Consider the following 17369-nt stretch of genomic DNA (forward strand, 5'->3'; position numbering starts at 1 on the left):
TCCATAAGAAAACAGCCCGCCGACTGCGTCCTTTTCCGGGCGTCCATCCGCCGCCTGGCAGGAGTGGGGCCGGCCAGGTTATTCTCCCTCAAGTCGGGGCACAGTGGCGCCCGGGAGGGAGAAACAATTGTGAGACAGATTGCCAAAATCGGAATATTGGTCGGCGTCGGCGTGGCGGTGATGGGCATCATCTTCCCGGCCCATTCGGTCCGCATCTTCGTCGGCGCAGCCACTTCGCCATCGCTTTTCAGCGTCCTGCCGATCCTCTCCGTATGGATCGTCATTTCCGGCTTCATCATGATGGTCGCCGGCGGCTTCGGCGAAGGCATCACCAGCCTGGTCATCCTTCCCGTCAACATCGCCCTGACGGCCTATTTCACGGCCGGACCGGTCACCGACGTCACCGTGCCGATCCCCTGGGCGCTGCCCGTCGGCTACGGCATCGGGCCACTTGCCGTGATCGGCGGCTCGCTGCTGGCCTTCCTGTTTGCCGCCCTGATGGTGATCGCGCGCTATGGCGGCGGAAGAAAACACATGGCCGAGGCCGGCTGAGGCTGAGGGCGTCCGCTCAAGCCGCAGCGCCGACGACGTAGTCGATCGGCTTGAAGCGGAAATTGTTGGACTGGCCGGCCGAACAGGCGGTCAGGCCGACGACGAGGTCCATTTCTGCGCGAAACACGATGCGGTCCCCTGCCCGGCTCTTCGGCGGCAGGACGGCGATCTCGCCCGTATCGCCGTCGACGGTCACATGCATGAAGACGTTGAAGGCGACCGGAATGTCGTCCGGCGCAATCCCGAAAGGCCCGAGCGCCTGTTCCAGGTTGCCCTGGCAGCCATGGTGCGGATCCGTGTCGCCGTAGAGGATCCGGAAGGTATCGCGCGAGCACGGCGTCAGGCTGAAATCGTGCCGCCCGACATCGTCCCCGACGATGGTCAGCATCGGCCGGGAACGGTTGGAATAGAGGATGTCGTCGGTGGTGAGGAAGATCCGGCTCGCATAGTCGATCGAGCGCCCCGACGAGATGCGCTCGCGGATGTCGTCGGCGTTGAAGGCGACAAGGTCGGAGACCTGTTCGCCTTGCGGATCGATGACGGTAAGGGTGGCGCCCTTCGGCAGCCGGAAGGCGGCCCCGGTCCGCGGCGGGATGCGGCAGACGTTGCGCGCCGAAGCGCCGGGTTCATGCAACGTCACGCACCACCTCCTTCGGCTCGAACGGCGCCTCCCAGCCCGGATCGACCGCCCGGCCGCTATATTGCCGCGCCTCGGAGGCCTCGCCGAAATCGTCGAGCATCGGATTGACGTCGCCGGCAAGGTCCGCATCGCGCTTGCGCACGATCTCCTTCATCTTGTCGAACCGCCCGTCCGCCCTCAGCCTCTCGAACTGGACGTGGGAATTGAAGACCATCGCCGGACGGTGGAAGCGCCGCGCCGGGCGCGAGGCGTTGGGGTGAAGCCCGATGATGAAATAGGGCTCGCCCGCAAGGCTCAGCGAGAAATGCGGCGACGAGGGATCGTTGTCGACCGTATCGCTCCAGGTCGTTCCGGCAACGACGTCGAGATTGTGCAGGCACTGGACCCGATCCCAGAGCGCCAGCTCGAAGGCCTTCTCGTCGAGGTCGGTCGGACCGTGGAAGATGGCGACGAAGGACTGCACGACCGGGCTCTCCGGATCGAGGCTTTCGCCGAACGCCGCAAGGGCGCGGTGGATGTCGATATCGCTCGTCGGCCGATTGATGTCGCCGACCTCGCAGATGGTCAGGGCACCGCGGGCAAGCGCCGACTTGGCGCCCACGCAAGGAAACGCCGCATCCCTGATAAAATCCTCAAAAGACTGTCGCAATTCGTCGCCAGCCATCTCTTTTCTCCCGATGACGCACCCAGCAGAGATGACAACGCCGGTCCGTTCCTCCGGTTCCCCGCGCGTCAGGCAGTTCGCCTCGCCAGAGGAAAACCGCCGGCTCTTGCGGGAACGGATGAGCGAGCCCCGCGTTTGCAGAAAGAGAGCCGCACATGCGAAAACGCCGGTAGGGTCATACCGGACGAACGAGCCGCCAGCATGATTTGAACGCGGTCAGCGCGGCCGGCATCGAAACGACTGGGGGATCATTTTGCACTTGGCACTGGCAATAGTCGCAGCGTTCTGCCTTCTGGCGAGCCTGATACCGCTGCTGCCGATCTCGCACGGCGCCGTGCGGATGTTCGATTTTGCGCGCCTGCAGATCCTGGCGTTCAGCGCGGCGACGCTGGTGCTGGCCGCGGTCCTTCTGCCCCTCGACACCGCGGCGCTGGCGATCGTCGGCGCGGCCCTTGTCGCCGCCGCCATCCAGACCGTGCACGTCATTCGCTTCACGCCGGTCTGGCCGACCCAGACGGCGCGCTACAGGGAAAGCGACGGCACGGCCGATACCCTTTCCCTGCTGGTCTCCAACGTCAAGCAGAGCAACCGCGACTACGACAAGCTGCGCCGTGTCGTCGCCGAGGAAAAGCCGGACATCGCGGTGTTCATGGAGACCGATCCCGGCTGGGCCGAGGGCCTGCGCCCGGTGCTCGACGACTTTGCCGAGACCGTCGAATGCCCGCTTGAGAACAGCTACGGCATGATCGTCGCGTCGCGCCTGACGCTGCGCGAGGGCGGCGTCCAGTACCTGCTCAACGATCAGGTGCCGAGCATTTCGGTCATTGCCGAGACCAGGGGCGGCGCGCCGATCCGCCTGATCGCGCTGCACCCGGAACCTCCGGTCCCGACCAGCGACACCATGGGGCGGGACGCGGAGATCCTCGTTGCCGGCCGCATGGCGCGCGAGGAAGCCCTGCCGACCATCATCACCGGCGACCTCAACGACGTCGCCTGGTCGCGCACCACGCGGCGGTTCCTGCGCATCTCACGCCTGCTCGACCCGCGCCAGGGCCGCGGCACCTACAATTCCTTCGATGCGCGCTATCCGCTGCTGCGCTGGCCGCTCGACCACATCTTCCATTCCCGGGAATTCGAGCTGGCCGACATCCGCCGCCTGCCCTTCGTCGGCTCCGACCATTTCCCCATGTACTATCGCTTCGCGTTGGTCCCGGTCGACCGCAACGAGCCGCCGGAAAAGCCGGACGCAGACGACCAAGAAGAAGCCCGGGACGTTATCGAGACGGAGAAATCCCGCGACCGCGAGCCGATCGGCACCGACTGGGAGACCTGAGCCGGAGATCGCCGCGCGGCTTTGCCCACCCGCGTGCCGCCGACCGTATCCCATCGCAGATTCAATTTGCAAATCATTCGCATTTGCACTAGGATGCCTGCTATCAAAAGAGCCTGGATTGCCGGACGTCGCGCCTCCCCGCTTCGTTCCCGGCATGAGAGGAACCGATCCGCCGGGCCGTCGTTGTCGTAAGCAAGGCGACGGACCGGACCGGCGACAACGGGACAACGACGATGCGACTGATCTGGATGGCACTCGGATTTCTGAGCCTCGCGCTCGGCGCCCTCGGCGCCGTGCTGCCGCTTCTGCCGACGACCCCGTTCCTGCTGCTGGCCGCTTTTTCCTTCGCCCGGTCCTCCGAGCGCTTCCACGACTGGCTCATCAATCACCGCTATTTCGGTCCGCCGATCCGCGACTGGCGTGAGAGCGGCGCCATCAGCCAGCGCGCCAAAATCCTCGGCACCGCGGCCATGGCCGGCGCCGTCGCCCTGTCCGCCGTCATCGGCGTTCCGCCGATGCTGCTGGCGGTCCAGGCGGCCGTGATGATCCCGGTGTGCCTGTTCATCTGGACCCGCCCCTCGCCGCAACGCGTCCCCGTCGGCGTCGCGGCGGAATAGACCCTATTTCATCGGGTCGATGGGTCCGCGCGCCTCACGGAAGATGAACCACAGGTTCCGGAAATAGATCAGCAGGCCCAGCCCCTGGCCGGCGATGAACACCGGGTCCTTGCGGATGATGGCGTAGGTCAGCAGGAGCGCACCGCCGGCGACCGAAAAGAACCAGAACGCCACCGGCACGATGGAGCGCCCGGCGCGCTCGCTGGCGATCCACTGCACCACGAAGCGCATCATGAACATCGCCTGGGCGACGAAGCCGAGGATCACCCAGACGTCGAACTGCTCCACGAAGACGGCCTGGAACCAGGCCTGGATTTCAGTGATGACACTCGCCGTCATGGCCGACGACCTCCGTGACCTGGGGAATGCGCCGGCGCCGGCGGCGTAGCCACCAGACGCCGAAGAGATCGAGGAGCCCGGTCCAGAACCGGTCCCATATGCCGTATTTCGAGTGCCCGAAGCGGCGTTGCCTGTCGACGACGTCGAAATGCACGATCCCGTAGCCCTCGCGGATGACCAGCGCCGGCAGGAAGCGGTGCCAACTGTCGAAATAGGGCAGCCTGAGAAAGACCTCGCGGCGGATCGCCTTCAGCCCGCAGCCGCTGTCGCGTGTGCCGTCGGCAAGGATCGCGCCGCGCACCCGGTTGGCGATCCGGGAGGCGATCTTCTTGAACAACGTGGCCTTGCGCTTCAGCCGCTGGCCGGCGGCCATGGCGATGGCCGGGCCGGCCGCCTCCAGCGCATCGACGAGGCTCGGCAGATAGGCCGGATCGTTCTCGCCGTCGCCGTCGATGGTCGCGACCACGCGCCCGCGCGCGGCGAGCAGCCCGGTGCGCACGGCCGCGCTCTGGCCGCAGGCCGTCTCGTGCCTGAGGCAGGAGAGCCACGGCCTCCCGGCCGTGAGCCCCCGAACCACGCCGGCCGTGCCGTCTGCCGAGCCGTCGTCGACGACGATCACCTCAAAGGCCCGGCCGCCGAGCGCCGCGGCGATCTCCGCGATCAGCGCCGGCAGGTTTTCCGCCTCGTCCCGCGCCGGCACGACGACGCTGACATCGGGCGCCGCGGTCTCGTCTGGCAAAGCGGGAACCTCAGAGGTCATGACGGTCCGTCGGGTGGGTCGGGCAAGGCGCCTGGCGCCGATGCCGAAAGCTACGAAAACGGGCTAGAACGGCCTCAGCGCCCGCCATCTTTCGCGGGCTATGTGCACCAATTCCCGACCCGCAACAAGGGGCCAGCGTGTGTGCAGCGGCTTGATGCTGCCGTCCCCCCGGTCGATCCGGAACCCGAGCCGGCGCACGGCCATCTGCCGCGCCAGCCAGTAGGAAAAACTGATGCCGATCAGCATGCCCATGGCCAGATCGCTCGGATAGTGCGCGCCGATGATGAACCGGCTGACCGCCGACCAGAAGGCGATGGCAAAGAGCAGCAGCCGCGCCCGCCGGAAGATGAAGAAGCCGGCAGTGACGAGCGCGAAGATCGTCGTGGCGTGGCCGGACGGAAAGCTGGCATAGCCCGCATCGGTGGTGAACGGCGAGAAGTCGAAGGCGCCGAGCTGGTCGTAATATTTCGGCCGCGCCCGGCCGCACAATACCTTCAGGGCGATGACGACGATGCCGCTCGCCGCAACCGAGGTGAAGACGTAGCCGACATAGATGACGAGCGTGGACAGCGCCGCCGTCATCCGCCGATTGAGGCGCGTCCAGTCGAGCGCCATGAGGAAAATGCAGAACAGCCCGGTCGGGATCAGGATCCAGTCGGATTTGCCAAGATCGGTGATCGAGCGGAAGGTCCGGGCGATCTCCGGCGTCAGCGTGCGGCGGAATTCCACGGAGAAGGGATCGAGGAAGACGGCGGCAAAGCCGACCAGAAGCAGCGCGATGCCGAGGAAATCCTCGAACCGGCGCCCGGCCCTGAACGGATGCCGGCATGTCCTGCTTGCCCGCCCGCGGCGTCCGATCAACTCATAGGCCGATGCGGCATTTGCCTTCAGCCGGCGACCGATGGCGCGCGCACGCCCCCGATATCCGTGCTCCGCTCGACCGTCGCCGCGGCTCGTGAAACGCATCTCCATCACCAAACCCCAGGCCCATTCCTGGAAGGCCCAGCGCCTATTGCGAAAGGTGATCCCCACATCACGTATCGGGCAGCCTGCGGCAATGGTGCGGCCCCGGGCAATCAGAAACCGGCAACCGGCGCCCCGATATCGCAGGGGCGCCCGGTTGTCAGCCGGGAATGATGCCGCTGGCGCAACAACAACGCCAGGTGTTGCAAAAAAAACCTAGCCGCCTCAGTTGTCTGGCACGCCGTTGGCCGCCCCGCCGATGGCATAGATGCCGATGTCGAGGGCGCGTCCGCCATTGAGGTTGCGCCCCTCCTCGCGCGCCAGTTCCCGCGGCGCGGCGGCAAGACCGGAAAGGCTCGCCATCACCTCGTCCTGGCGCCGCGCATCGACGAGGAGCAGCCCGCAGGGGGCCTCGCCGACAGCCTCGGCCACATTGTCCTTGTTGGCGAACGCGACCGGTCGCGGCGACAGGAAGACGAGGCTCGGCTCGGAAAAGCCGACGCTGACGACCTTGGGATCGGGGCACCCATCGAAGGCGGCGATCCGTGCCGCCAGCCGTCCGCTGATCCACAGGTCCGAGAACGCCGGTGCGGCAAGACCGAGGGCGCCGCCATAGACGATGGCAGCGGAAAGCAGCGAGGTCGCGACGAACCGCACCCGCGCGTGGCCGCCGCGATAGTAGTACCAGGCCAGCAGCGAGACGACGACGCCGAGGCCGACGACCGGAATGGCGTAGAACGCCATCGGCGTGCCGTTGAGGTAGACAGCACCGGCGATGACGGCGCCAAGCACCAGCACCGGCACCACGAAGAGCAGCACCGACCAGATGCGCCCGATGAGCGTCGGCCGGTGGCCGTCGAAGGTCTCAAGCACGCCGGCGACGATGAGGAGCGCCAGCGCCGGATAGAGCGGCAGCACGTAGTGCGGCAGCTTGGTCGGCACCAGCTCGAAGATCACCCAGCTCGGGATGACCCAGAGGAGGCAGAACCAGACCGCCGAATTGCCGGGATGCCGGCGCATGTGGTTGAGTCCGGCCGGCAGGAAGGCGGAGAGCGGCCAGAGCGTTGCGAGCGCAACGAGGAGATAGGCGCCCGGCGGCGCGCCATGGCTCTCCTTGGCGCCGGCGACCTTGGCCAGCATGTCGCCGCCGAAGGAGGTCGTGAAGAACGCCCAGTCGGTACGGATGCCGATGGCGACGAACCACGGCACGACGAGGATGAGGAACAGGAGCACGCCGAAGACGCTGGCGAGCGGCTTCAGCCAGCGCACCGAGCGCTTCCAGAGGATGCAGCCGATGGCGGTGAGGCCCGTCACCATGAGGATGATCGGCCCCTTGAGGAGCACGCCGGCGGCAAGCGCGATGTAGAAGAAGGCGGTGAAGAAGAACCCCACCTTGCGCCCGACCCAGAGCCGGGCGAGCACCAGTTGCGCGGCAAGGATGGTCGCAAGCAACATGGCGTCGGTCTTGGCCAGCCGAGCCTCGACGCCCGGCAGGATGACGGCGGCAAAGAACAGCGCCCCGACGAAGCCGACGGTCGGCCCGAACAGCACCGCACCGATCCGCCAGGTCAGCAGCACCGCAAGGATCGCCCCGACGAGCGAGGGCACCCGGTAGACCCAGATCGGCGAATCCTTGCCGAGGCCGCTCGCCTCGACGGAGGCCGCCTGCAGCCAGTAGATGCCGGCCGGCTTCTTGTGCCGGGCTTCGTCCTGGAAGCGGATGTCGACGAAGTCGCGGGTCTCGACCATCTGCCGGCTCGCCTGCGCGAACCGCGCCTCGTCCCGGTCGACCGGCGGGATGTTGAAAAACCCCGGCAGGAACAGCGCCAGGCACACGGCAACGAGCACCAGCGCCGTCAGCGGCGGGAACGCCGCAAGCGCATCGAGGAAATCCCGGCGCGGCCGCCTGGGCGCCGTGGCCTTCGGTGCCCCGGGTTCCGGCTCCTCGGCCTTGGCGGGTTCCGGCTTGGCGGGCTCGGCCCTGTGAAAGGCGGGCGCTTCAGCCTTTGGCGCCCCAGTCGACGGCGCCTCGGCCTTTGGCGCGTCGCGCGCAGGCGTGGCCTCCGAGGCCGGCGCATCCGCCGCCTTCGCCGCGTCCGGGCGCGCTGCGTCCGGACCCGTCGCATCCGGAGCCTTTTCGTCCGGCTTGCCATCGCTCGTTAACATCGACCAACCCCCTGCGGCGGTGCGCGTGTAGCGTTCTTTCATCTCAGGGGCCAATCTATCGAACGCGTGCGCAACGGCAATCGGCTCTTTCGCCTCAGCCGGAAAGGGCATGCAAAGCCGCGTCAGTTCACCGGAACGGTCTCCGAGACCACCCGCGCCGATCCCGTCTCGCCGATGCTCTCCGCCCCGGCGATCAGGTCGCCGAGATCGGCGCTCCTTTCGATGTCTCCGAAGACGTAGGAGCGGACGGCCGAGACGGAAAAGCCGAGCCGGCAGGACCGCCCGCAGTCCTCGACGATGGCACAGCCGTCGAAGGCGAAGCCGCTTCCCGCGCCGCTGCCGGCCCCGCCGAAGGCGCGCGCGGCATCGAGCTGGGCGATCAGGTTGAGGCCCGGCCGGCACACCGTTCCGGTATGCGGACAGATCGTGTTGAGGGTGATGACCCGGCGCAGCCGCATCGCGGCGGCAAGGTCGGCGCCGTCGAGGCGGCGCGCGTGGTGGGTCTTGGCGTTGGTCGGGTCCATGGCATCGGTCCGTGTCGGCCCGCCTGGGGCACGGCGAAACGGTCGAGGACCCGAAAGATCGGCAAAGCGTCCATGATCGTATCTCCTCCGGAACACCCCGTCCGGGTTGGGGTTGCGGTCACGACGGCAGGTCTCCTGGCTCGCGGGTCGACGCTTCGTCCGGCCTTCCCGGCCATTTCCTGGCCAGTGGCATGATCGGATTGTGCTCGCCGCTCACAGTTGCGGGGGCAGCCCCGGCTCCGGCTCATCGAAGAAGAGCCTTCCGGGTTCCCTTGCATCCCGCGCCACGAGTCGCAGCACGGGATTACCGTCGACGCAAACGCTAGCGACGGCGCAACGGCTTGGCAACCGGCAGAAATGCGGGGCGCGGCGAAACGTCTACTCGATATAGACGGTGACCCGGTCGGCCTCGCCGTTACGGTCGACGACGGCGATGGTGACGAAGCCCGGCCCGTCCGGCAGCCAGCGCGCCTCGCGGGCAAAGGGCGTACGCTCGATCGGCCGGCCGTTGGCGAACCAGATGAAGGGCGGCGCGCCGTTGCGCACCTTCAGCGCCAGCGGCACGTTGCGCCCCGCATCGAGCCCGAGATCGACGGTCGTACCGTTATGCGGAAAGGCGATGCTCGGCCCCCGCGCCCGTTCTGAGATGCCGGTCTCCGGATGCCGCCAGCGCCGCAGCGGCGGCGGCAGTTGCGCTGTCGATGCCACCAGCGTGCCGGCCGGCGCGCGCGGCAGCGGCACCTTTTCGCCGAGCCGGGCGAATGCATCGACGAGGATCGGCGCGGCGGACGAAATGCCGGTCAGCCCGAGAACGGGCGCGGCATCCGGCCGGCCGGTCCACACCCCGACCACATGGGCGCCGTCGAAGCCGACGGCCCAGGCGTCGCGATAGCCGTAGGAGGTGCCGGTCTTGAAGGCGATGTCGCCGGCCGGCGCGTTCGGCGGCGGCGGCGTGCCGGACAGGATGTCGGCGACCTGCCAGGCCGCGCGGGGCTCCAGCACCCGCTCGCGCTTCGCCTTTGCCGGCGGATCGTCCCGGCTCGCCCACAGCGGCACGGCCTTTCCCATTTCGGCGATGGAAGCATAGACCTCTGTGAGATCGTGAAGTGTGATACCGACGCCGCCCAGCCCGACGGCAAGGTTGGGCGCGGCAAGGTCGGGAAGCTGCGGGTGGGCGCCTGCGCGGCCGAGCCGGGCGACGAGCTTGGCCGGCCCGACCGCATCGAGCAGCGCCACGGCCGGCACATTAAGTGACAGTTGCAGCGCCTCGCGCATCGTCACGGTGCCGCGATAGCCGCCGTCGAAATTGGTCGGCGAGTAGCCGGAAAAATCCGTCGGCCGGTCGTCGATCAGGCTTTCCGGATGGCCGATGCCGCCTTCGAAGGCGAGCCCGTAGATCAGCGGCTTCAGGGTCGAGCCGGGCGAGCGCACGGCCCGCGTCATGTCCACATGGCCCTCGCGCGCCTCGTCGAGGAGGCCCGACGAGCCGACGGAGGCAAGGATCTCGCCATTCCTGTGATCGGCAACGAGGATGGCGACCGAAACGCCCTTGCCGAGACGCCGCGCGCGCTCATGGGCGAGCTGTTCCAGCCGCGCCTGGAGCGAGCGGTCGAGCGTCGTGTGGTGGACGTCCCGTTCCGGATGGGTACTGACGAGGTGCTGGGCGAGATGTCCGGCGAGCATCGGGAACGGCCGCCGCCCGTCCGGCACCTTCTCGCGCTTGCCGGCCTCGGCCTCGTCGCGGTCGATGACGCCCTCGCGCACCATGCGGTCGAGCACCCGGTCGCGGGCGGCATGGGCCTCCTCGTTGCCGCGGTCCGGGCGCCGGCGCTCCGGCGACTGCGGCAGGGCGACGAGGAGCGCCGCCTCGCCGACCGTCAGCCGCTCAGGCTCCTTGCCGAAATAGGCGAGCGTTGCGGCCCTCACCCCCTCCAGATTGCCGCCGAAGGGCGCATGGAGCAGATAAAGCTCAAGGATCCGCTCCTTGGAGAGTTTTCGTCCCAGGGCGAGCGCCAGGCGCATCTGCTGCAGCTTGCCGGGGACGGAGCGGGTGTCGCGTTCGCTGAGGAGCCGCGCCACCTGCATGGTCAGCGTCGAGGCGCCGGAGACGATCTCGCCCCCGGCGGCAACGAACTGCCAGGCGGCGCGGAGGACCGCGCGAGGATCGACCCCGGGATGCTCGAAGAAACGCTTGTCCTCGAACGTCGTCAGCATCTTCAGATAACGCCGGTCGACCTCGTCCGGCGTGATCGCCATCCGCCAGCGCCCGTCGGCAACCGTGAAGGGGCGCAGCAGCCGGTCGTTGCGGTCGACGACCAGCGGCGACGTCGCGATCGTCATGCGCGGCAGGACGGCCGTGTCGACCCAGCGCTCGAAGGCAAGGTAGCCGACGACGGCAAGGATGGCGACGACTGCCGCAAAAACCCCCGCGATGACAGCGCCGCGCCGTGCACTCACACGCATGGCCGGCCCGCCCCGTTTCTCAACGCCAACATCGCCTCGACCCGCAAACGTCCTCCGCGACCGTTACCGCACCGGACCGATGACGTCGACCCGTCCGCTCGCGGTGCGGCCGCGTTGCTCGGGCCGGTACATGTCCTCCACCAGCGCCGCCGGATGGACGAAGCTGCCGGGCGACACGGCGCGGGCGATATAGGCAAGCCGGAAGGAGAGCGGCGATCTCGGCTGCCGGTCGACAGAGGCAACGAACCGGTCCGCCCGGAATTCCAGGTGATCGGCGCTGGAGGAAAGCCCCAGCCAGTCGAGCGCCTGGATGCTGCCACCGGACAAAAGGTTCGGGTTATCGATCTCGATGCCCGCCGGCAGCGGATCCACGATCAGCAGCCGGCCGCGCACATCGGCCTCGGCCGTCACCGTCAGCACCGTCACGAAGCGTGTGTTCTGCTTCACCTCGGCGATGTCGAGCGGTTTTCCATCCATGGTGTAATAGGCCCGCTCGATCCGGTAGCCGTTGCCGCCGGCCGGTTCCGGCACAAGCGGCACGCCCGAAACGGTGATCACCGCATCGAGCCCGTCAGCCCCGAGATTTTCCACCTCGACCGGATTGCCGGTCAGCCGGTCCGCATCGAAGCGGGCATAGAGCGCCCGGTCGAGGCTCTGCCCATCGACGCGAAGGTCGGGCTTCGCCGAGGTCTCGACCAGCGCGTTGGCGGCAAGCAGCATCCAGGCCTTTTCCTGGGTGCTGGTGTAGCGCGACCTGAGGCTCCGCTTGGCGAGCCCGGCGACCAGCCGCTTCATGTCGAGGGCTTTTGAGCGGGATTCGGCAACGAGCGTCACCAGCCCCGCCCCGTCGCGAAGGTCCGAACCGTAGTCGTGGCGCGAGACGCGGACGTCGTCCTGGCCGCGCGACAGGTCCGCATAGGCCGCCTTGAACGCCTTGTCGGCCCTCAGCCGGTCGCCATAGAGCGCCAGCGCCGCACCGATCTGCGCCTTGGCGAGCGGTGTGGCAAAGCTGTTGATCTTGGTGTCGGCGTAGTAGCGAAGGTCGCCGATGGAGGCCCGCCCGGCCCGCGCCAGGACGTAGAGCGCGTAGGCGACGTCCTCGCCGCCATGCTCGAAGTCGGTGGCGTAGGAGAGCCGGTTGGAGAGGTTGTCGATGGCAAGGTCGTAGCCGATGCGCGGCACCGGATAGTCCTTTTCCTTCGCCCGGGTCAAAAAGTCCGAGACATAGGCGTCGAGCCACAGATTGTCCGACCCCGGATACCACATGCCGAAGCTGCCGGAGGACGCCTGCTTGGCGAGCACCCCTTTGACGGCCTCCGCGACCCTTGGGGCCACCTCCGCATCGCGGCCGAGGCCGGCGGCAATCGCGACGGAATCGAGGTAGACGAGCGGCAGCGCCCGGCTGGTGATCTGCTCCGCGCAGCCATAGGGGTAGCGGTCGAGCGCGGCGACGATGCCCGGAATGTCGAGGGCGCCGGCGCCGCTGATGGAGACCGCCACGGAGCCCGTGCCCGGCAGGAACTCGTCGAGCACCTCGCCGTCAATGGTCAAGCGGCCCGTGCGGGCGGCAAGGCTGACGACGTTGCGGCGCGAGACCGGCGGCTCGTTGGCGCGCACGGGGATCGTCAGCGACTTCGTCAGGAGATCGCCGTCCGGCGTCGTCACCACCACGTCGAGGCCGGCATCGCCGACCCGCGTACCGTTGATCGGCACGGAGATTTCCGTGCGTTCCGTCTCGCCGAGCGTGACGGTGCCCTCGCCCGTGCCCGGCGTCAGCGCCAGCTTGTCGTCGGTGCGCACCGAGTACCGGACCTCACCGGCCGGCCCCTCCACATGGGTGAGTTCCAGGAGCAGCCGCGAGCGGTCGCCCGGCGCCAGGAACTGCGGCACCGAGGCGGCAACCACGATGGGATCGCGGGCGATGACTTCCTTGGTGCCATGGCCGACGCCGTCCGCCGTCCAGGCCTGGACCATCAGCCGGATGGTGCCGTTGAAGTCGGGGATGTCGACCGGGATGGTGGTTTTCCCGTCCTCGTCGAGGCGGACGATGCCGGAGAAGAATGCCATCAGCTTTTCGGTCGGTGGCGTTCCCTGCAACTGCCCGGCCATGCCGTCGCCGCCGGTGCGGATGGTGCCCGGCACCCCTTGCATGCGGTCGATGAGCTGGCCATAGAGGTCGCGGATCTCCACCCCGAGCTGGCGGCGACCGAAATAGTAGTCGTCCGGCGCCGGCGCCTTAAAGCCCGTGAGATTGAGGATGCCCACATCGACGGCGGCGAGCGTGATGAAGGCCTCGCTGCCGGGCGCGAGGTTGGCGATCTGAACGTCCACATCGAGCGTGCCGCGCGGGCGCAGCGTCTCGGGCGCCGTGATCTCGACGGCAAGGTCCCGGTCGCCGACGTCGACGCCGGCATGGGCAAGGCCGAGGGCCCGGGCCGGCATGCGCTTGGCCTCAAGGTCCATCGGCCGGATCAGGCTCGCCGTGACATAGGCCCCGGCGCCCCAGTCCTCCGTCACCGGCAATTCGACCGTCGTGCCGTCCTCCGGCACCTCGACGGCCTGCATGGAAAGGACGCGGTCGGACATCACCATGACCATGGCGGTGCCGGCAAAGCGCGGCGCAATATTGACCCGCGCGGTCTCGCCGATCGCGTATTTCTCCTTGTCGAGGGCGACCCGCAGGAAGTCCGGCGTCTCCGAGGAACTCGCCGCGATGTACCAGCCCGCATCGAAGGAGACGCTGGAGGCGATCGGGGTGCCGTCGGTCGATTCCACCTGCAGCCGATAGCGGCCCCATTTGACCGGCATCTCGATCCGGCCGGCGTCTTCAAGGCCGGTCGAGACGGTGCCGGTCTCAACCCGGCGCGTGGTCGTCACCGGCTCGTAGTTCCAGCTCCCGTTCTGGCGATACCACTGGTAGGACGTCTCGATATCGAGCAGCGACCATTTGAGGTCCTCGGCCGCGATGCGCGTGCCGTCGGGGGCGACGACGATGATCTCGAAGGCCGCATTGCCGCCCTCCTCCACCGACCCGTCGAACATCGGCTTGATGCCGATGCGATTGCCGTCGGGGCGCACGGGCAGTTCGAGGCGCCGTTCGACGCGCCTGCCGCCGGCATCGACGACTCGGGTGGCGATGGCGGCCTTGAGGAGCCCCGTGGTCGACGGCAGATCGCTGAGGGCAACCGGAACGGTCGCCGTGCCGTCCGCGCCGGTGCGGAGCCCTTCGGGCAGCGCCTGGTAGCCGGCCTGCACAGATTCCTGGGCCAGGCCGAACTTGTAGCCCTTGAAGCCGTCCATCTCGCGGCTCGGCGACACGTTGATCTCGCCCTCGATGGCAAGATCGGCCGCCACCGCGCCGTAGAGATAGCGCACCTCCATGGAGAGATCGGTGACGCCGTTCGGGTCGATGGCCTTGGCGTCGGTCTCAAGGTCGTAGTCGATGCGCTCCGGCTGGAAGTCTTCAACGAGGAAGCTTTCCTCCGAGAGCGAAGAGCCCTTCGGATCGCTATAGACGGCGACCTGCCAGGTGCCGCGCATGGCGTTCGGCGACAGGGCAAGGTCAACGGCATGACCGCCGGCGCCGGCCCCCGAACTCGTCATCCGCGTCGATTCCACGCCGTCCGGCCGGCGGAACACGACCGTCAGCGGCAGGTCGGGGACCGCCACAGCTTTCGCATCGCGCACCAGCGCGGTGGCATGCACCGTCTCGCCCGGCCGGTAGATGCCGCGCTCGGTGGTGAGGAAAACGTCGAGCGGCGGCGGCGACGGCCGTCCGGCAACGCCGCGATCGGTGAGGTCGAAGGGCGCCTTGGTGAGGTCCAGGAAGCCGTAGTCGCCATCCGCGCCCTCGGCCACCAGCAGCGCCGGGCGCTGCCCCCCGCTGCCGCGCAAGAGGCCCGGCTGGAAGGTGGCGACGCCCGACGCGTCGGTGGAGGCGGTGCCGAGAATCTCGTCATTGACGGCAACGAGCCGGAGTTTCGTGCCGGAAAGCGCCTTGGCGCTCGACAGCGCACGCACGACGGCCGTCAGCCCGTCATTGCCCTTCAGGGCCGTCAAGCCGAGGTCGGAGACGACGAACCACTGGGTCGCCTTGGAACCCCAGCTTTCGCCGCGCGCGTCCTTGGCCTCCGCCGTCATGGCGTAGGCGCCGGGCTCCAGCGTATCGATCACCTCGCCAACGGGAATGGCGGTGGTCACCTCCTCGTTGAGCTTGGGGGTGACGTCGATCTCGCCCTGCCAGACCTTCTCGCCGGTCTCGCCCTCAATCTGGCTGATCTGGTAGGGATTGAGCTGGCCGAGGAAGACGCCCTCGGAAACGGCCCGCGCCATGGAGCGGTCACCGATCCGGTGGATTTCCGCGGCAATGATGTCGCTGTTGATGGAGACGATGGGGATCGCCGCGTTGCCGCCCTTCGGCAGCACGTAGGAGCGGCCGGTGAAGCGCACGGCCGGCGAGCGGTCGCGCACATAGATGTCGAGATTGACCGCCTTTTCGATCTTCTCCCCGTCCGCCGACGGCAGGCCGGGGCGCAGCGTCAACTGGTAGCGCTTGCCGTGTTCGACGCCGTCAACGCAGATCTGCCGCTCCTCGGCCTCCTTGGAAAGCCCGGAGCCGCCGCGCACGGACAGGTAATCGACCAGCCCGTCGCGCTCTGCCGGCAGCGGATAGGCAAAGACGAGGCAGATGCGCGGCGCGGCAGCATCGGAATCCACCTCGTGGCTGACGACGCGGAACCCGTGCTGGGCGACCACCGCGTCATAGGCGGCGCGCACCATCTTGTCGTCGACGAGTTGAAGGCTCGCCCGGTAGGAGCGGATCGCCTCGCGCCAGATTCGGCGCTTTTCCAGTGCCTTGCCGAGGAGGAACAGCGAGCCCGCCCGCTCCGCCTCGTCGCTCGATTTCAAGTAAGCGTTGATGGCGGCACCGGACCCGAACTCCTCGGTCTGGCGCTTGACCTGCCAGTCGGAGGGATTGGACGCGATCAGCGCCTCGGTGAAGCGGACCCAGAGGCTGCGGCTGTCGGGCGAGACGGTGAGCGCCGCGCCAAAGAGCGCGGCCGCGCCCTCCTGGTCGCCTGAAAGCTTTTGCCCCTCGGCGGCATCGATGAGCTGGCCGTAGCTGCGCGAGCCCGGCTCGTAATGGCGCGAAAGGCTGGCCACGAAGGTCTTCGCCCCCTCGACCATGCCCTTCGGCAGGAAGCCGAGCTCGGCCGCGCGTTCCTTTTCCACCGAGGGTTTCGGGGCATCGACGGTGACGATGCGCCCGGAAACGGCACCGGCAAAGGCACGGAGGTCGCCGAAATCGGCCTTCAGGAAGCACCATTTGGCCGAGGTGTTGTAGGTGAAGGCGACGCATTCCTCGTTGCCGAGGCAGGCGCTCTTGCAGGCCTCAAGCTCCACATCCTTCAGGATGTCGTAGTCGCGGCCGAAATAGTCGGCGTCCTCGGTGATGACGAGGCTCCGGTCGGCGGCATAGCCGGACGCGGCGCCGATGACGGCGAGTGCCGCGAGCATCACGAAGAACACGGCGACGAACGACAACTTGAACGGCAAGGTTTGGTGGCGATGGCAACGCATGGTCCGGTTCCTCCCTCAAAGCCGGATCCGCCCGTTGTCCCCCCGGGGGCGGGCGAGAAGTGTACGGCGCGCCGCAGCACCGGTAAAGCGCGTGTGCGGGGTTTTCCTTATGGCCGCGCGATTGTTTTTTCGGCCGGTTGGCGGGCGCGCTGTCCTCGACATGGGCGAGCGTGCGGCCCAATTGTGGCGCCACAAGGTCGTTTCGCTGTCCGGCGCGGTGCCCGGGACCGTGAACGGGCGTTCAGGAAAACGAGACGAACTGCCGGATGCGCGCGCCAAGGCGCTTCGCGACGGCGAGCGCCGTCGCGTACCAGGCAGTACGCGGCAGCAGCCGCAAGGTCAGCCGTCCTTCCCGCTCCGCCAGGATCCGGTTGGCGACGTCCTCGGCCGAACAGGGAATGCCGGTGCGCGCATCGATGTGGGTGGAGGCCACGATCAGCGTGCCGGCGACCAGTTCCTCGATGGTGAGGCGCCGCCGGCCATCGCCGACCGGCGCCCGGTCGGTGGTGAGCCCACGCCCGGCATAGAACGGCGTCCCCCAGCAGGTGACGGGAAGGCCCGCCATCAAGGCGGCAAGGCCGGCATCGGAGCCGACCGTGTGGACGCCGTCGACGGCGACCTTGCCGGCCACGATGCGCTCCAGCGTCTCGAAGCCGTCGGCCCAGGCGTCGGCCATCTCGGGCGTCAGCCAGCCGGGCGCAGCGCGCGCCGCGCAGTCCGGATGGTCCACATAGAGAAGCCTTGCGTCGGGAAAGGCCTCGCGCACGG

General features: G+C 68.1%; 13 protein-coding genes and 1 riboswitch. Of the genes, 3 read left to right on the plus strand and 10 right to left on the minus strand.

The window, feature by feature from the left end; translation table 11 throughout:
* The first annotated feature begins 129 nt into the window (after positions 1–129).
* Positions 130–552 carry a hypothetical protein gene (locus CH339_RS10015; RefSeq protein WP_146610147.1) on the plus strand — a complete coding sequence of 141 codons (423 nt, stop codon included), beginning with the start codon at positions 130–132 and terminating at the stop codon, positions 550–552.
* 16 nt (positions 553–568) lie between these two features.
* Here CH339_RS10015 and CH339_RS10020 read toward each other — a convergent pair whose 3' ends face one another.
* Positions 569–1192 carry a DUF1989 domain-containing protein gene (locus CH339_RS10020; RefSeq protein ID WP_201241028.1) on the minus strand — a complete coding sequence of 208 codons (624 nt, stop codon included), beginning with the start codon at positions 1190–1192 and terminating at the stop codon, positions 569–571.
* Positions 1179–1856 carry a guanitoxin biosynthesis heme-dependent pre-guanitoxin N-hydroxylase GntA gene (gene gntA / locus CH339_RS10025; protein ID WP_111434218.1) on the minus strand — a complete coding sequence of 226 codons (678 nt, stop codon included), beginning with the start codon at positions 1854–1856 and terminating at the stop codon, positions 1179–1181. The genes CH339_RS10020 and gntA overlap by 14 nt, the downstream gene beginning before the upstream one ends.
* Before the next feature lie 259 nt (positions 1857–2115).
* Here gntA and CH339_RS10030 point away from each other — a divergent pair, with 259 nt between their 5' ends.
* Together CH339_RS10030 and CH339_RS10035 are read left to right on the plus strand one after the other, a co-directional pair.
* Positions 2116–3189 (plus strand): endonuclease/exonuclease/phosphatase family protein, encoded by a 1074-nt coding sequence (locus tag CH339_RS10030; protein WP_146610148.1) that lies wholly within the window; start codon positions 2116–2118, stop codon positions 3187–3189.
* A gap of 233 nt (positions 3190–3422) precedes the next feature.
* Positions 3423–3806: a YbaN family protein gene (locus CH339_RS10035; protein WP_111434220.1), complete on the plus strand. Its 384-nt coding sequence runs from the start codon at positions 3423–3425 to the stop codon at positions 3804–3806.
* 3 nt (positions 3807–3809) lie between these two features.
* Here CH339_RS10035 and CH339_RS10040 read toward each other — a convergent pair whose 3' ends face one another.
* The 8 genes from CH339_RS10040 to CH339_RS10075 form a co-directional block, all read right to left on the minus strand.
* Positions 3810–4145 (minus strand): lipid-A-disaccharide synthase N-terminal domain-containing protein, encoded by a 336-nt coding sequence (locus CH339_RS10040; protein ID WP_111434221.1) that lies wholly within the window; start codon positions 4143–4145, stop codon positions 3810–3812.
* Complete coding sequence (locus tag CH339_RS10045) at positions 4123–4905, minus strand: glycosyltransferase family 2 protein (RefSeq protein ID WP_111434222.1); 783 nt, start codon at positions 4903–4905, stop codon at positions 4123–4125. Before CH339_RS10045 ends, CH339_RS10040 begins: the two co-directional genes overlap by 23 nt.
* 63 nt (positions 4906–4968) lie before the next feature.
* Entirely contained in the window at positions 4969–5871 is a 903-nt protein-coding gene (locus CH339_RS10050) for a phosphatase PAP2 family protein (RefSeq protein ID WP_170138475.1), read from the minus strand.
* A gap of 222 nt (positions 5872–6093) precedes the next feature.
* Positions 6094–8034, minus strand: a complete 1941-nt coding sequence (locus CH339_RS10055; RefSeq protein WP_170138476.1) for an ArnT family glycosyltransferase — start codon at positions 8032–8034, stop codon at positions 6094–6096.
* Positions 8035–8156: 122 nt separating this feature from the next.
* The gene (locus CH339_RS10060) at positions 8157–8558 is read right to left on the minus strand and encodes a hypothetical protein (protein ID WP_111434225.1); all 402 of its coding nucleotides are present in this window, start codon (positions 8556–8558) and stop codon (positions 8157–8159) included.
* 108 nt (positions 8559–8666) lie between these two features.
* Positions 8667–8885: riboswitch (cobalamin riboswitch) on the minus strand.
* Positions 8886–8936: 51 nt separating this feature from the next.
* Entirely contained in the window at positions 8937–11021 is a 2085-nt protein-coding gene (gene pbpC / locus CH339_RS10065) for a penicillin-binding protein 1C (RefSeq protein WP_111434226.1), read from the minus strand.
* Between the two features lie 63 nt (positions 11022–11084).
* A complete protein-coding gene (locus tag CH339_RS10070; protein WP_201241027.1) occupies positions 11085–16601 on the minus strand; it encodes an alpha-2-macroglobulin family protein in 5517 nt (1838 codons plus the stop codon).
* Between the two features lie 241 nt (positions 16602–16842).
* Positions 16843–17369, minus strand: a 527-nt coding sequence (locus tag CH339_RS10075; protein WP_438646522.1) for a capsular polysaccharide export protein, LipB/KpsS family, incomplete at its 5' end; no start/stop codon positions are given.

It is taken from the genome of Rhodobium orientis (assembly GCF_003258835.1).
GTDB lineage: Bacteria > Pseudomonadota > Alphaproteobacteria > Rhizobiales > Rhodobiaceae > Rhodobium > Rhodobium orientis.

Coding starts and splice junctions, on each gene's coding strand:
- gntA (WP_111434218.1), bottom strand. CDS start 1,856: ATGGCTGGCGACGAATTGCGACAGTCTTTTGAGGATTTTATCAGGGAT.
- CH339_RS10040 (WP_111434221.1), bottom strand. CDS start 4,145: ATGACGGCGAGTGTCATCACTGAAATCCAGGCCTGGTTCCAGGCCGTC.
- CH339_RS10055 (WP_170138476.1), bottom strand. CDS start 8,034: ATGTTAACGAGCGATGGCAAGCCGGACGAAAAGGCTCCGGATGCGACG.
- CH339_RS10070 (WP_201241027.1), bottom strand. CDS start 16,601: ATGCGTTGCCATCGCCACCAAACCTTGCCGTTCAAGTTGTCGTTCGTC.
- CH339_RS10035 (WP_111434220.1), top strand. CDS start 3,423: ATGCGACTGATCTGGATGGCACTCGGATTTCTGAGCCTCGCGCTCGGC.
- CH339_RS10050 (WP_170138475.1), bottom strand. CDS start 5,871: ATGCGTTTCACGAGCCGCGGCGACGGTCGAGCGGAGCACGGATATCGG.
- CH339_RS10045 (WP_111434222.1), bottom strand. CDS start 4,905: ATGACCTCTGAGGTTCCCGCTTTGCCAGACGAGACCGCGGCGCCCGAT.
- CH339_RS10060 (WP_111434225.1), bottom strand. CDS start 8,558: ATGGACCCGACCAACGCCAAGACCCACCACGCGCGCCGCCTCGACGGC.
- pbpC (WP_111434226.1), bottom strand. CDS start 11,021: ATGCGTGTGAGTGCACGGCGCGGCGCTGTCATCGCGGGGGTTTTTGCG.